Here is a 15,569-nt window from a genome sequence, read left to right on the forward strand (position 1 = left end):
CGCTATTCTTTAGCTAGATTCGCTGCATCAACGAGATCCACCGCTCTGCGGTGTGATCCCATCTAAACCGCTGCCGTACCGACTCATGAGCCGCCATGCCGATGCGCTGGCGCAGATCCTCGTCATCCAGCAGCCGGTTGATGTAGTCGGCCAGTCCGGAGGGCAAATTCTCGCCTGGCACCAGGAATCCGTTCACACCATGTTCCACAATTTCAGGTATCCCGCCGGATTCGGCGGCAATGACCGGAACCCCGGTCGCCATTGCTTCTACATTAACGAGCCCAAAGGCCTCTCGGGCCGAAGACGGCACGACAACCACATCAGCCAGGGCATACCAATCGGCGATGGCAGGGTACGGGATGAATGGCCGGAAAGCAATCCAGTTCTGATAGGGCTCCGCCGAGGCCTTTAATTCCCGCACATAGGCGGTTTCCCGGTCGGAGGAGTACGCCGCGCTTCCGATAATAAGCAGAAGCACCTCGGGATGTTGCTCGATAATGCGAGGCAAAGCCTCGATTAGATGGTGAACTCCCTTATCCGGGATGAGACGGCCAGCAAACAGGACGATCCGTCTTCCCTTCCAGCCCATATCCTCCAGCCTGGCTTCCTGAAGAGCCTTGGCCGCTGGACTGAAGGGGGGCGTGAAATGCTCCAGGCTCGCGCCCAGATGGTTAATCGTTATTTTATCGGCCAATTCGGGATGGCGGGAAGTAATGTCTTCGTATAGAAACCGGCTGTTTACGACGATTGCATCCACCCAGCGGGCGATGCTCCCGAACCGCTCACGGCTCATATATGGAGGGCGAATAAACGTATTGGAATGAAGATTCAGCACCATTTTGATATCGGGAAGATGCAGCTTGAGCCGCTGGGCAATTACGGGTCTGTTATGAACCTCAACCACATCCGGTCTCCACTGGCGAAGCCTGCGCAGCAGCGATGGATAGTAGGCTGCTCCCGCTGGCAGACGGTAGCAAGGCACACCGTTAATCATGCCTTTGGGTGGAAGACCCTGTCCAAGCACGCCAAAAATCCGCACCTCGACCGCCTCCCGGGCGAGTGGAATCGTCTGTTCCACAACGCGCTCGACCGAGCTGCTCCTTCCCGAAGGAATCACAAATGATCCCGGCGTTACAACCGCCACCTTACGCATTCCCATCACTCCACATCATTCTGATCATACAACAGCATATACCGATGGACCTGTCATTGGTGACAACCGTCACAGGAATCTTGTCTATCCGCATGCTTGTTCAGAGCAAAAATCAGGTTCGCTCAAGAATAGGCAATCCCCTCGCGACACCCGTCCACCCGCGTCAGGCAACCGCTGAATAAGCTGTTTAGGAGCAATCGACTACATGAAAGTGGTGACAAGGAGGATAACCATGCATCCGGATTATGTCGGCATACTGCTCAACAACAACCTGTATCGCAGATTATCCGGCGGGAGATCGGCCAGATTGTCCCTGAAAAACTATGAAGAAGCAGCTGCCATGTACGGGCTGGTTCCTTGTTTTACAACCATCGATCGTCTGTCTCCGGAGAAAGGCACCCTCATCGGCTGCATTCCTGCCGAATCCGGCTATGTTCAAGTCCAGATTCCGATCCCGCGCGCCATTCATCTGCGTGCCATCTACACTGACAAGCGGGCACTCTCCATCATTGACCGGTTAATTGATCAAGGCATCTATGTTTACAACGGACGAACTCGCTATGGCAAAGATGTCATCCACCGCATGCTAGGGGAAGATCCCGAAATGCTTCCCGCGCTTCCCCATACCGTCCGTGCGACACCGATGTCCATCCGCGAGATGATCCACCAGCACGGCGACCTCGTGCTGAAGCCATGCAGCGGCAGCGTCGGGATTGCCATTATGCGGCTTCGGGCCAGCAGCGGCAAGTATTATCTGACGTACTCCCGCTCCGCTCCCTCTGCCAAGGGATGGCGGACCGTGCGGGTATCCGCCGCGAAACTGCACCCGCTTATACACCGCCGGATATCACGAGCTGCCTTCCTCGTTCAGGAACGCATTCAGCTGGCTGAGTACGAGGGGCGTCCCTTTGATATCCGGGTTACCGTTCAACGGGGAGGCTCCGGAGAGTGGGAAGTTACCGGCATGTTCGCCAAAACGTCCCCTCCGCGCACATTTGTTTCCAACATTGCGCAGGGGGGCTCTGCTCATCTGGTGCCGGACATTCTCGCGAAGAGCCTGCCCTATATCCCTACAGCGCTGATGCTGGAGCGGCTGGTCCAGTTTGCTCTGCATACCGCCCATACGCTGTCCAGACATATTCCGTTTGCCGCCGATTTCGGCCTGGACATCGGGGTTACGCCGGATGGAAAGCTATACTTTATAGAATGCAACGGATGCGATCAGCGCTACGGTTTTTTAGAGGCAGGGATGGAGGAGACCTGGAAGCAGTCCTACCGAACGCCAATGGCCTTTGCCCGCTATCTGTATGATCGCGGAGCCTGGCCAGCGATGTAAGCATTGACGCGGGTGAGTCATAACCATGGCTGGACAAAAAAAGAGCGATCCATCGTCGTCTCTGAACGATGGATCGCTTCTGAAGTTGGCTATTAGAGCAGCATCCGGTATGGATTGCTGTACCTCTTGCATATAACGCCAGTGCAGTAACACGAATGCTTGTAACGCGCTGATGCACGTAACACTAGTGCGGCACCTGCGAACGAAAATCCCCTCGGCTCGACTGGTCCCCGTGGTAAAACACCACATCCCCGTCCCTTAGCGTGAACGTATTTCCGTACGGGTCAGCATACGTGCTGCCATAGCCCTCCAGCCGCCACTGATTCATCAATGGCGCATGAATGTACTGCAAATGCGGCTGACTCGTGTTCCCTTCGCGAATCGTCTCGATATTGAAATTCACAATAATATAACCGTTTCGCAAAAAGATGTCCGCTTTCTCATCCAGCCGGTTCGTCCGCCCATACTCGGCCACATTCGTTCCTTTCGGCACGACATACACATCTGCCGGGATGCTGTATTCCCCGTACCAATGCTGGATCGACGCATTCGCCCGCAGCGGGTTCACCGAGGCCGGCAGGTTCGTTTTCGGCCCCAGCAGGGTGCGCACCTCCGGCGGCAACAGCAGCCAGTCATAGCGTCCGACCCATGTTTTGGACTTGCTCAGCTTCTCGATATACTGCCTCGCGTACGCCGCGCCGCTCATGCCGGAAGGCGCGCCCCCCGTCTGGTAGATGTACGCTGCCGTGTCCTGCAGTTCCTGCTGCGGCACATTTCTCAGCCGCTCGTTCAGGATCACGTAGCGCTTCTCGGTATCCTGCGGCGAGCCGATGCGGATGAAGTACTGCTTGCCGCTGTGGTAGTACAGATCGACCGGCTGCCGTCCCGTTCCGTCCTTGTTCACAAAGTAAAAGCTCGGTGTAATCGAAATCGCATCTCGCGGACCGAACATATTCCCTTTCGTTTTCAGGTCAAATTTGAAATGGTAGCCGGTCTTGACGGCAGCGTTCTTATAGCCCTGCACCGGATGTTTGCCCGGCGCAACCGGCAGCGTATACGGAAGCGCGTTGCCGCGGGTGCGGCCGTCAATATCGCGCAGTCCGGTCCAATAGGACGCCCCGGTGGGGTTCGTGCTGCCTTTAACCGTCCGGAACACCGTCTCCCAGTTGTAATCCGCAATATCCGTAATGTGAAAATCGTAGACCCGCCCGATCACGTCCACCGGCTCGATATCGGTGGCCACATGATGGCGCCAGTCCCGGTTCGCTCCCGCCTCGGGGGTGAAATCCGGCGGCGCATTCTCGGCAATCGTGCGGAAGTACACGTCATAATTCCCTTCGTCGACCCAGACCGGGAGGAAGAACTCGGTATCCAGCTGAGCCGTCGGAATGGTAATCCAGGTCTGCTTCGGGTAAAAGGTGCGCCGATCCCCGCTGTACACATCAAACGGAAAATACACCTGCTTGACCCGTACATATTTGGCATAGTCCCGGTTTCCGTAGCCCGGATAGTTCACATGCTGCCCCGCGGTCGGAATGCGTACGGTGAAGGGCCGGTCCAATATGAAGGCCGCCCGGTTCGGATTTGGGTTGGTTTTCTGGTTGTGCGGCTGATCGTCCGTCACGGACGAGTAGTTCACCACCGGCGTATGCACGGTCACCGTGTTGATCCCATGAATCGGGAATTCCTTGTTGTCCCCGCCGTTGATGTTCCCTGGGAGCAGAGTGTAGAAGATCGTTCCCGCACTGGTGGTGTTGGCCCGGTTGACTTTGTCCGGCGTGATCAGATTCCCAGGCTTGTACAGCACGTTGTCCTGGATCTGCGGCGGTTCCGGTATAGGGCTTGGTCTAGGCCCCGTTTCCGCAACCCGGTTGCCGCTCATGAGGGTCTGCCCGTTGAAAACCAAGGTGTCGTTGGTCACCTGTACTTTCTCGACGCCTTGCTCGGCCACGCTCTGTAAATTCTCGCTCGGTGGGGATGGCCGGCTGGTGAAGCTGCTGCCGCCATAGGTGCCTGGCGGAGCGGTAATCGGGTCCGCCGGAGAAGGCGGCTCGAAGCTTCCGGTTGGGCTGGCGGTAAACGGCGGCGGCTGGTAGCCTTGCGGCGAAATGGTGATCTCGCCGCCGGGGAGCGCGTAGTTTCGAAGCAGACCGCGATCGATGCGATAGACTTCCAGGTTGTCGATAACCCAATAGGCATACGGGCGCTCGACAGTGTATCGCTCGACCACCGTCTCGGTGTCGGTCTGCGGATCCGGCACGGTGGTTGGGTTGCCGTCGGCATCCTCCGGTCCCGGCTGCCCGGGATCCCAGTGCAGCGTCCAGTTCTTCTCGACATTCACTTCAAAAGTGCAGACGCCGGACATCTGGACAAAGGTATGCTGGGCCAGGTAACTCCTTGCAAAAATGTTGCCATATAGCGTCTCGGAAGTCGGTATGCCCTGCAGCACATCGAACCGTTCGCTGCCGCGCTGGTCGGCCAATATGCGGGCCGTCACCACCGGGTCCATGTAGCGGCCGTTGATAGTCGCCCCGGGCGATGGCGGGGTGCAGGAGGCCGTGGGTGGTGGCGGGGGTGATGTGTCATCAACCGTAATTAATATGGATGCAGTTAATATATAACCCTCGTCTCCAGAATTGTCCTGCTTTTTCCATACCGCTGTAATTCTTGCCTCACCTGGACTCATCGCTTTAACTTTCCCCGTACTGCCAACCAAACTGACCACAGATTGTCGGTTGGTACTCCACTCAACACCCGAGGAAACATTAACCGGAGAGCTATAGTCAGATCTGCCGGGTGTAATTGTTTCAACTGCAGCTATTAGATTTGTTTCTTCTCCGACTTTAAGAGAGGCTTTTCCTGTGACGCTGATCCTCTTTTCTTCAACTGCATCAGCACGCCAATAAATATTAACAGGCGTATAGTATCCATAGCGATATTTATTCCACCCTAAGTAACACCCACATCTGTCGCCCCAAGCTTCATTACCAGTATCCTCGACTAAGAAGGGAACAAATCGATTGCCAGTCAGGGATGTAATAATTGTAGCTGTTTTCATATCCGTTATTTCTAACTTAATAATTTCGGAGTCCTGACCTTGGCGATTATCTAATGTTTCAACTTTCGTAATAATCTCATTTCTAACTTCGTCAACTGTATATGAATCTTTAGTTAGGCTTTCGTACCTTGTCGGCTTGTAAAAGGGATTGCTCTTCATCTCAATCTTCTCAGCCACTTCTGCTACTGCAGGCACTGGTAATTTTTGAGTTCCAGCGTTATTGGTGTGAACTAGCCCGCCCGGTGCTAAGCGAGTTTCAGCGCGAAACCTGCCATCATCAATTTGATACCAATAAACTCCCGGATTTGCTTGTCTGACACCTTCTACCCTGATCACCTTTTTTTGATACGCTGTTGGTCCATTTGATGCCTTAGGATGGTACTCGGGGGGCGGAAGTGTAGCTGTATCCTCTTTATCTGTACTTTCTGCCACGACCTTTTGTGCAGCTAGGACCGGATCAGCTCTTATAAAAAAAGCGATAAGCAACCATGAAACGACTAATAGATATATACTCACTCTTTTCATCTATACCATGTGCCTCATTTATTCCCCGTTTGGAATAGACCATGAAGTTAAGGTTCCATTGCCGATCCTGCCCATTTCCCCTCCGTTAACACTTGCACTTTTGTCTCTATTCAAGTACTGATGCATCCAAAAGCGCTGAGGAGCTCCTTTTTTAAAAAAACCAGTTGACAAAAAGTTGTCATAAGCAGGAAGTACATTCAGACCATATCTTTCGGCAGCTTTACTGTTAAAGCCTCGCCCTGTTGTGAAATTATACAGGGTCGAGTTGGGGAAAGCAGCATTTGTAAGAGAGCTATCATCATTAGGAACAACGGTTGCCTCTAAAAAAACATTGTAGGAGCTATTATTCACTAAGAACGTAAAATCGCTATCCATAAACATTTTCCCATACAAATTATTAGTTTGCGTTTTACTACTTGCATCAACAACAATCATTCTGTGAACCGTCATTGTTCCCCGGTTGTATAACATGGAGTACGGCTTATTAGCAAATCTGTCAAAACTCAATACCGTATCAGAATCCCGAAGTTTCGAGTACCTATGCGGCGTCGCCGTCGTCAAATTCGTCCCAGTCAGTCCGACCTCGCGCATTTCTCTCAAGTCCTGAAAGTCTTCCGGATCCTTATCCTGCACGTTTACGTATCTTGCCAGAATTACGGCGACTTCAGCGCGGGTTGTTGTCTTCCCCGGACCAAACGATCCGTCCGGATAGCCGGACATCAGTCCAGTTCCAAGTGCCACCGCCACATACGGATAATCGGCTTTATTCAGCCCGCCCTTGTAATACTCGGCCACCGGAACGAGCGTATCCTTAGTGTCGCTAACAGCTTGTTTGAAGTCTTCATGCTTCGCCGCTAGCCCCGAAGCCATCCACTTCGCCATTTCTCTCCGGGTCAACGCCGTTCCCGGCTTGAATCCGTTCGGATAATCCTGAGCCGATATAAATCCCATCCCTATCGCCTGAGCGATTGCGGATTGAGCCCAGTGGCCTTGAATATCCGAGAAGGTTCCTTGTCCGCTCTCCATTTCATTATTAGACACTCTGGCCATTAACGCAGCAAATTCCGCCCGGGTGATGTTGGCATTCGGACGAAAGGTCCCGTCGGAATAGCCCTTGAAATAACCTTTATGAACAGCAGATTCTATCGCACTTCTCGCCCAATGATCTGCAGGAACATCCTTAAACGAGGATGCTGCCGATGCAGGCTGAACATCCACGACTCCGCATACGGACAGCAAAATTGCCAATGCAGAAATGATATGCTTGCGCAGTGAATGACGAACGTTTACTTTGCTCAAAATGTACTCGCTCCTTCTCCCTGTTCTGGAAAGCTCGTAATCGATCATTGAAATGAGCCGAATCCCATGCCCATCTCGCCCACACTATCCCTTCCTCTCTACCTCCTCACCTCTCACAAATAAGGCACTGCTTTATGTATGATGAATCTCCTTCCTACGCCCTTGCTTAGGGACATGTGCGACTTCTCTCACAATCTTTTAATGAAAATTCCATATATTCATGCAAGAGAAATTGTAGATATTTTATCATAAATTGGAGTATAATGGTACAAATTCCCTATTAAATAATAATTTCATAGTCACCTTATGTTCTCCATCTAAATCCGCTACAATAAAAAAAGACCCAAAAGCCTCGTTACATACGAGACATTTTGGGGATTCTTTACCTCCATATATGTTCTATCAACTATGAAATCATCATAGATTAGGATTATTTCGCACTTCCACTTGGCTTTCGTGTTTGTCTACCCGCTGTTTGTATACAGCAGCCAGCACTTTTTCATACGCGCTTTCAAAACTGTCTGGAAGTTTCGGTTTAATTTCCTCCATAATCGCAAGCAGCTTGTACAGGGATTGAACCTCGTCTTCTGTCAGTTCCATTGGATACATTGCAAATTGGCCGATAAACATATAGCCGCGCCCTCTCCCTCTGTGGCTTATCGGGATATGCATAGCGCTCAAAGCATCCATATCCCGATAGATCGTTCTTTCACTGGTTCCGCAGCGTTCCGCTAGCTCCCGGGCTAAAATTCCTGGTCTTGCTTGCACGAGTGTGATAATTCTCATGAGTCGAATCAGTCGATCAGTCATGTTTCATTCTCCCTATCTTCTAGTAAATTTGACATATTTGCCAATGCCAAATTAGTACATTCGACCCTGGAATAGGTATTCCCTTTTTGTTTATGATCACAATTTACCAATCGGAAGATAGGTATTTAGACTCTATTCAACTTTTCGTTTATATGTATCAATAGGACTAAAGGTGCCGAAATACAATGTGCTTAACCTGTAAAGCGTCTCTGCCTCCTTCAGATAATCCTCATCATCTGCGCGAAGCGCGCACAGCATCATCTCATCTGCCCGCCTGCGAAGCATGCTTTCCCCCGCTTCCAGGTCACCTTGCTTAAACAGCTGCTCCGCTTCGTCCAGAATCAATGGATTTTGAAGCAGCCTCAGCGCCTTCTCCACCCGTTCATCCGGCTTGCGGCTCCTCAGGTCTGTATGATTGCTGAATTGGAGCTGCAGCGTATACGATGGAAAATTGGTAACCTGCAGCGTATCCCGGTCCCGGTACGACCATCCGGCTGTGATAACCGGATAGATACCGGAACGATAAGGCCCGGCCAATAACTCAAGCACGACTTGCTTGGATCCATTATCGGACAATGGACCAATGGACACCGTGATATGCTGTCCCATCCGTGAATCGAGAATACCTCCGTATACGTTGGTAAGTTGGATTGGTTCCTCTAACTGGAGGTCCAGCTGCACATGTTCAGCAATCTGATGAGATTTCATGCCTTTATGCCTGCTCGGCCCCTGGATACCGCCTCTCCACTCCACCAAAAGAAATATCTGGGTTACGCCTCCGGCCGCTACACGATTCGTGCTCCATGTAAAATCCGAATTCAAGTCCGATCGCAACGCATCCACCTCTTTCCTCTTCTTCTAATAATGTACCAATAGAGACGGACAACTTACTGTCACGGAACAAATGTTCTCGTCTAAATTTCGACAAAAAAAAGACCCCTCCACAAGTTGGAGGAGTTTTTTTGCAACTTTTTTCGTTGTGGATGTGGATACAAGGTACTTACGATGTGCATAAATTCCTCATATCCTTCCCAGATCCTCTCCAGACCAACAAAAAAAGGCGAAGGGTAGGGACGATTCCCTCCATTCGCGCTTGTTCAGGTGTATTCGCGTCGGACGGCGGATTGTCAAATGCCGCTCTTAACGCAATCTTTGACATTAGATGGTGTCGGATGCACGGGGGCATAGGTGATTTTGTCGATGAACAATCCGTTCCCGACAGGCTTTCCGTTCACTGTAATCATAATCTTCTTAATATTATTATCTTTCATAATTGTAATCTCCTCTTCCAATAAGTTTTATATAATAACACAAATAAGATACATTATTTGGAGCAAGCTTTAGTGCGAATCGTGAATCTGGTGCAGCAAGCCGACGTTATGACTTTACCCACCATTCCCGCCATTTAAACACCGAATCTATCACACTCGCTGACAACCGGTTACGAGAAATTTTCGCGCCCTATCATTGTCGAAGTCTGTCTGTTAATTGGAAGCTATTACAATATTACAAACTACTGGGACAAGGAGTGATTGTGGCTATGAGAGATCGTTGGCGGATGAAGACGCTTCGTCTTTTTTCCACCCTGCTGATAGCCGGGATCGCATTTTCAGCAGGAGAGCGTACAGTCAGTGCAAGCTTGGGCGGCTTCTATAACGGAATCAAGCAGTTTTCCGAGCTGCCTCAAGAGGTTAATGAGTTAAAGGAAGGATACAACCATACCCTGCAGGAGCTGGAGCAGGCCCGAAATGACGTAAAGCAGTTCCAGGAGCAGAACGCCGAATTGGCTGAGCAGAATCGTAAACTGACCGAGATGGTGCTGGAGCTGCAGCAGGCCGAGATGGCCCGAAAACAAAACGCCGAGCGTATCAAGACGGTCGTATTGACTGCGATCGGACTCGCTCTTGGATATTTCGTACTTATTCGTGCCCTTCGTTTCGGCATGCGCCGAACCAATCGCTATCGGCGCTAACGCAACGAAGCACATAGGAGGTGACCTGATGATTATTCGCATGGAAGATACAACGGCTGCCGGCGCCGGACAAGCCGTGACCTTTTCACTGACAGAGGGCGATATGGCTCATGTGCTGCATCCCGACCAAATTGTGGCCTACCGTGGTCCGGCCTTCGGACGAAGCGACCGGCTGATGAACGTGAAGGGAATGTATCGGAAGAAGAAGCTGATTCGTGCGGATATGAAGGGCCCCTGCCAATTCACCGCAGCCCTTCCCCCGGGCTTTAGCATGCATGAGATCGAACTTACAGGAGAAGAAGACATGCTCTACGATTTTCGTCATGTGTTCTTCTACACACAGGGAATTCATATGCAGACGCGGATTCTGAAATTAAAAAATATGCTTGTCACCCGCGATGCCATAAAGATGAAGTTTTCCGGCAACGGAAGCCTCGGAATTCTTACGCAAGGGCCCGTCTGCAAGGTGAAACTGCATGCAACCGAGCCGCTGTATGTCGATGCCGGCAGCATTATCGCCTATCCCGAACAGGCCCAGCTGGATTTGACCGTCTACGGAAACCATCTGGCCAGCCAGCATATGAATTACCATTGGAAGCTGACAGGAGAGGGCTATGTGCTATTTCAGGCCGGAAGGCAAAATCAGAGGCTGGCGCAAGAATTCAACGATGAAGGACTGGTCAAACGCTTTCTAAGGGAAGTAATTCCTTTTGGCGGAGTGTTTATCAAATAACAGGAGCATGGTATAATGTAGGGCGTGCACAGCCGAGCTTAGACAAAAAGGCCCGTGTACATCACAACAGAAGACAAAGTCCATGCGCGAAGAGGCGTATGGGAGAGGTTCGCGAACTCCCTCTATAAAAAACTAAGTTGTCTTATTCAGGGCTGAATAAGGCTTGTTTTTTTACGGACTAGTTCAAGAACTTCTCTTCTTCTTCGGGTTCCATGACCAACCCATCATATTGAAGAATGAGAGGTTTTTTTATGCTTAAAAATGAAAAAGCAGTCGTTGTATTCAGCGGCGGTCAGGACAGCACCACCTGTCTGTTCTGGGCGAAGGAGCGCTTCGCCGAGGTCGAAACCGTCACCTTCGATTACGGTCAACGGCATAAGCTTGAGATCGAGTGCGCCGCACAAATTGCCAAAGAGCAGGGTGTTCCGAATACCGTGCTCGATATGAGCCTGCTGAACCAGCTGGCACTGAACGCATTGACGCGAAGCGATATCGCGATTGAGGAAGGGCCCCAGGGGCTGCCGACGACGTTTGTGGACGGCCGGAATCTGCTGTTTCTCAGCTTTGCAGCTGTGCTGGCCAAAGGAAAAGGCGCCAAGCACCTCGTGACCGGCGTCTGCGAAACCGACTTCAGCGGCTATCCCGATTGCCGGGACAGCTTCATTAAATCGCTGAATGTGACATTGAATCTGGCGATGGATTATCCATTTGTTATCCATACCCCGCTCATGTGGCTAAACAAAGCGGAAACATGGGCGTTGGCCGATCAGATGGGCGCGCTCGATTATATCCGCAATCATACACTGACATGTTATAACGGAATCAAGGGAGACGGCTGCGGGGAATGCCCGGCCTGCAAACTGAGAAAAGCGGGACTCGATCAATATTTAAGCAGCCGCTCTGCAGCAGAAGGAGGGCATGCAATATGAGCCGACAACCCGGCGAATTTCGCATTGTAGACCGTCTGCAGGAGCTCGGCAAAGACATCGATGCCGGAAGCCTGCGCTATCACCGCAAGCGCGTGCTCGTCTCCAAGGAATTTACCTTTGATGCGGCGCATCATCTGCATGCCTATGAAGGCAAGTGTAAAAATCTGCACGGCCACACGTATATCGTGGTGTTCGGCATCAGCGGCATGCCGGATGACGTCGGCATCACCGTTGATTTTGCGCAGATCAAGCATATATGGAAAACAGAGATCGAGCCTTTTCTCGATCACCGTTATCTTAACGAGACGCTTCCGCCAATGAATACGACCGCCGAAAACATGGTCGTCTGGCTGTTCGAGCAAATGGAAGCGGCGCTTGTGAAGAATGAAGCCTACCAGCGTCAGGGCTTGCGTACCGAGTTCGTGCGGCTGTTCGAAACGCCGACCAGCTATGCTGAGGTTAGACGGGAGTGGATGGAACATGAATAGCACGGATGCCACGCTGAGCCGAAACGCCGACGCTGAGCCCACATTGGCGCGTCCCATCCCCGTGATGGAGATCTTCGGCCCCACCGTCCAGGGCGAGGGCATGGTCGTCGGCCGCAAAACGATGTTTGTCCGCACGGCAGGCTGTGATTATCGCTGCTCTTGGTGCGATTCCGCATTTACGTGGGATGGCTCCGAGGCTGGCTCCATCACCCGGATGAGTGCGGAAGACGTTTGGCAGGAGCTGTATCGTTTAGGAGGCGAGCGCTTCGACCATGTCACCCTCTCCGGGGGCAATCCAGCCCTTCTCTCCCAGCTTGGCACACTTGTTGACGAGCTGCATCGGCACGGCATTACCGTTGCGGTGGAAACCCAAGGATCGCGCTGGCAGGATTGGCTGATGGACGTCGATGAGGTGACGATCTCGCCCAAGCCGCCCAGCTCCGGGATGAATACGGATTGGACGAAGCTGGACGATATCATCTCCCGCTTGTCAGGACGCCCTCCAGGCAGAGCGTTCAGCCTGAAGGTCGTTGTGTTTGATGAGATTGACTTGTCCTATGCCGAGAGTGTACACGAACGCTACCCGAACGTTCCGTTCTATTTGCAGACTGGGAACCCGGATGTCAGCACGGGCGACACGCAGAGCCACGCTTCCCGGCTGCTGGAACGCTACGAGATGCTGGTCGATGCCGTCATGAAATCGGATCGTCTGAACGATGTGCGGGTACTGCCTCAGCTGCACACGCTTGTATGGGGCAATAAACGGGGCGTTTAACGCTGCGAGCGCATTTTTTCTCATATTAAATGATAAAGGAGCTGCACCAACATGGCCGGAAGACAGCCGAATGAATTGGAAGATATCACCCTGCTCGGAAATCAGGGAACGAAATATACGTTTGAATATGACCCGGGCATTCTTGAATCCTTTGATAACAAGCACCCTTACCGGGATTATTTTGTGAAATTCAACTGTCCGGAATTTACCAGTCTCTGTCCGATTACAGGACAGCCCGACTTCGCCACCATTTATATCAGCTACATTCCGGATATCAAAATGGTCGAAAGCAAATCCTTGAAGCTGTATCTGTTCAGTTTCCGCAACCACGGAGATTTCCACGAGGATTGTGTGAACATCATCATGAATGACCTGATCAAGCTGATGGATCCGCGCTACATCGAGGTATGGGGGAAATTCACCCCGCGCGGAGGGATTTCCATCGACCCTTATTGCAATTATGGCCGTCCCGGAACGAAGTACGAGGAAATGGCTGCCCAGCGCCTGATGAACCATGATCTGTACCCTGAAAAAGTCGACAACCGCTAATATTTGAGCCATAACCTAAGGTTCGGTAAAAAAACCTCCGTCTGACGCGCAATAGGAACATTGCGTATCAAACGGAGGTTTCGTTTATGTTGATCAATCTTCTGAAGGCTTCATACTGCGCAGCCGATGCCGAATCCGCCGCTTTTTATAAAGCATCTTTCCGGCTTCGGCGACGTCTCGAATCGTACCTCGGTTGGAAATGGAGCCAAAGACGATGCCCGCAATCGGGATCAATTGGAACAGCTTTTTCATTCCGAAGCTGTCCGTATATGACTGAACCACCTCTCGCCAGCCCTGAAGCTGGGAGATAACCTGCTCACTTCCATCCTGATCGTCAAATTCGCCAAGCTCGTCCAGGATCGCCTTTTTCCCAACAATGTCTGCGGATGCAAACTGCAGGCATTTAACGATAAAAATGCGTTCCCGCTCCTCGTTCGGATCATATCCGTAGCATAGGGCCATCTCCTGAAGAACCTTTAGCGACTGGCCCAGCACGAGCGGAATATCTACTGCCATCGTGAACAAGCCGCCAGTGCCTGCAGCCGCTCCTTGAGCGGCAGCGAATTTCACGCGTTTCGCTGCAATGGTGTCGGCAGCGCTATCCATGATGGCCAAAGGCAGACGTGCAGCCTGTTCGAGGGTTAAACCGGAACCGGATGCTTCTTCACCTTCCCCATCGCGGTTATCCTCCTCATCCCCATAAACACTCGGACTTCCGGCAGTCTGGGCAAGCACATCCAGCACCGCCCGCTCCCTGATCAGATGTTTTCCTCCGGTCTGGATAAAACCTCCCACCTCGTTTAAAGCGCTGCCGATTTTCTCTCTTACGATCTTCGGCGTAATACGGTCCAGCAGCATAAACGGGATTCTACCGAGCTTCTCCCAAAACATAACATCCTTCTGCTCTTTCTCCCAGCGCTGAATATCCAGCAGCTGGGACTCCAGCTGCTCAAGCGATTCCATCCTGATCATCCCTATTCTCCCTTAAGTCATATCATTACACAGCTTATATACGCAGGAAAAGGAAAAAGGACTCACGCGGCAGATGCAGATTGTAAAAGGCTTCACGTTCGTCCGCCTTCACTGGGAGCATATAAAGATCAAAGCCCCTGCTTGATGCACGCAGGGGCTTTGATCCTATGAACGAATATGACCTGTTCCTGTTATTTTCCGAGAAAAGCGTTCAGCATCCACGCCTGCTTCTGAACATCGGCCACCATGCCAGTGAGCAAGTCGGCGGTTGCATCATCACCCAGTGAGCCTGCAACCTCAATGCCTTGCTTCAGCTCTTCTGCCAGTACGCCGAAATCAGCCACCAGCTGCTGCACCATTTGCTCCGAAGTATTCTCTCCAGCGGCTTCGGAAATGGTAGCCAGCTTCAAATATTCGGACATCGTTCCGGACGGCTTGCCGCCAATCGCCAGCAGGCGTTCCGCGAGTTCATCTACATAGCCTGCCGCTGCATTGTACAACGCTTCAAACTTCTCATGCAGAACAAAAAACTGCGGGCCTTTCACATACCAGTGGTAATGATGTAGCTTCACACCAAGCAGGCTCCAGTTCGCAACCTGAACGTTCAGAACTTGTTGCAGCTCCTGTACAGCATTTCCTTGGGCATCACGTGTCATATGACTCATATATCATCGACTCCTTATATTGTATTTAGACTTATTCTAAATCTTTGTATTAAGTATAGCATACAATCCTCGGTTTGGCAAAGACATCAACCGAAAAAAAGATGAAGAAACGATGAAGAAAATTCCAGTCTCGGCTTGCTCCTTTAATAATAGAACAGCTCTACCCGAATCGGCTGTGACCGCACTCATAGGATATACACATAGGATGTACAAACCGCCCCGTCCCTAAACAAATGCTGGATATCGGCAACCTCGTCGCCTTATACTGGTTACATTAAGCATTTTCATGACCTATGAAGGAGGCG

15 protein-coding genes and 1 riboswitch are annotated in these 15,569 nt (G+C 51.5%); of the genes, 7 read left to right on the top strand and 8 right to left on the bottom strand.

Going from position 1 to position 15,569, the window contains the following annotated elements; all coding sequences use genetic code 11:
• Positions 1 to 13: 13 nt before the first annotated feature.
• Positions 14 to 1,153, bottom strand: a complete 1,140-nt coding sequence (locus MKX64_RS03420; RefSeq protein WP_230875779.1) for a glycosyltransferase family 4 protein — start codon at positions 1,151 to 1,153, stop codon at positions 14 to 16.
• 232 nt (positions 1,154 to 1,385) lie between these two features.
• Between MKX64_RS03420 and MKX64_RS03425 the strand changes: the two genes are divergently transcribed.
• Entirely contained in the window at positions 1,386 to 2,489 is a 1,104-nt protein-coding gene (locus tag MKX64_RS03425; RefSeq protein WP_095266756.1) for a YheC/YheD family endospore coat-associated protein, read from the top strand.
• 184 nt (positions 2,490 to 2,673) lie between these two features.
• Here MKX64_RS03425 and MKX64_RS03430 read toward each other — a convergent pair whose 3' ends face one another.
• The 5 genes from MKX64_RS03430 to MKX64_RS03450 all read right to left on the bottom strand — a co-directional run bounded on the left by MKX64_RS03430 (position 2,674) and on the right by MKX64_RS03450 (position 9,452).
• Positions 2,674 to 5,175: a DUF5704 domain-containing protein gene (locus MKX64_RS03430; RefSeq protein WP_341035333.1), complete on the bottom strand. Its 2,502-nt coding sequence runs from the start codon at positions 5,173 to 5,175 to the stop codon at positions 2,674 to 2,676.
• A 915-nt stretch (positions 5,176 to 6,090) separates the two neighbouring features.
• A complete protein-coding gene (locus tag MKX64_RS03435; protein WP_341035334.1) occupies positions 6,091 to 7,371 on the bottom strand; it encodes an S-layer homology domain-containing protein in 1,281 nt (426 codons plus the stop codon).
• A gap of 417 nt (positions 7,372 to 7,788) precedes the next feature.
• Positions 7,789 to 8,181 (bottom strand): helix-turn-helix transcriptional regulator, encoded by a 393-nt coding sequence (locus tag MKX64_RS03440; protein WP_095268193.1) that lies wholly within the window; start codon positions 8,179 to 8,181, stop codon positions 7,789 to 7,791.
• Between the two features lie 132 nt (positions 8,182 to 8,313).
• Positions 8,314 to 9,024, bottom strand: a complete 711-nt coding sequence (locus tag MKX64_RS03445; RefSeq protein WP_095268192.1) for a hypothetical protein — start codon at positions 9,022 to 9,024, stop codon at positions 8,314 to 8,316.
• A gap of 284 nt (positions 9,025 to 9,308) precedes the next feature.
• Positions 9,309 to 9,452 (bottom strand): hypothetical protein, encoded by a 144-nt coding sequence (locus MKX64_RS03450; RefSeq protein ID WP_176475623.1) that lies wholly within the window; start codon positions 9,450 to 9,452, stop codon positions 9,309 to 9,311.
• Positions 9,453 to 9,721: 269 nt separating this feature from the next.
• On the opposite strand from MKX64_RS03450, the gene MKX64_RS03455 reads away from it, so the two are divergent.
• From MKX64_RS03455 to queF, 6 genes are all read left to right on the top strand, one after another.
• Entirely contained in the window at positions 9,722 to 10,153 is a 432-nt protein-coding gene (locus MKX64_RS03455; RefSeq protein WP_155618644.1) for a hypothetical protein, read from the top strand.
• A gap of 28 nt (positions 10,154 to 10,181) precedes the next feature.
• A complete protein-coding gene (locus tag MKX64_RS03460; RefSeq protein ID WP_095399040.1) occupies positions 10,182 to 10,886 on the top strand; it encodes an AIM24 family protein in 705 nt (234 codons plus the stop codon).
• A 98-nt stretch (positions 10,887 to 10,984) separates the two neighbouring features.
• Positions 10,985 to 11,023: riboswitch (PreQ1 riboswitch) on the top strand.
• Positions 11,024 to 11,137: 114 nt separating this feature from the next.
• On the top strand, positions 11,138 to 11,815 hold the full coding sequence (gene queC / locus MKX64_RS03465; protein WP_341035335.1) for a 7-cyano-7-deazaguanine synthase QueC: 678 nt from the start codon (positions 11,138 to 11,140) through the stop codon (positions 11,813 to 11,815).
• Entirely contained in the window at positions 11,812 to 12,303 is a 492-nt protein-coding gene (queD, locus tag MKX64_RS03470) for a 6-carboxytetrahydropterin synthase QueD (protein ID WP_095268182.1), read from the top strand. The genes queC and queD overlap by 4 nt, the downstream gene beginning before the upstream one ends.
• Complete coding sequence (gene queE, locus MKX64_RS03475) at positions 12,296 to 13,078, top strand: 7-carboxy-7-deazaguanine synthase QueE (RefSeq protein ID WP_095268181.1); 783 nt, start codon at positions 12,296 to 12,298, stop codon at positions 13,076 to 13,078. Before queD ends, queE begins: the two co-directional genes overlap by 8 nt.
• A gap of 51 nt (positions 13,079 to 13,129) precedes the next feature.
• The gene (queF, locus tag MKX64_RS03480; protein WP_095268180.1) at positions 13,130 to 13,627 is read left to right on the top strand and encodes a preQ(1) synthase; all 498 of its coding nucleotides are present in this window, start codon (positions 13,130 to 13,132) and stop codon (positions 13,625 to 13,627) included.
• Between the two features lie 93 nt (positions 13,628 to 13,720).
• On the opposite strand, the gene MKX64_RS03485 is transcribed toward queF, so the two are convergent.
• Together MKX64_RS03485 and MKX64_RS03490 are read right to left on the bottom strand one after the other, a co-directional pair.
• Positions 13,721 to 14,599, bottom strand: coding sequence for an EcsC family protein (locus tag MKX64_RS03485; protein WP_095268179.1), 879 nt, complete (start codon positions 14,597 to 14,599; stop codon positions 13,721 to 13,723).
• A gap of 191 nt (positions 14,600 to 14,790) precedes the next feature.
• On the bottom strand, positions 14,791 to 15,264 hold the full coding sequence (locus tag MKX64_RS03490; protein WP_095268109.1) for a Dps family protein: 474 nt from the start codon (positions 15,262 to 15,264) through the stop codon (positions 14,791 to 14,793).
• Positions 15,265 to 15,569 lie beyond the last annotated feature (305 nt).

The organism is Paenibacillus sp. FSL M8-0334 (genome assembly GCF_038000405.1).
GTDB lineage: Bacteria > Bacillota > Bacilli > Paenibacillales > Paenibacillaceae > Paenibacillus_AQ > Paenibacillus_AQ campinasensis.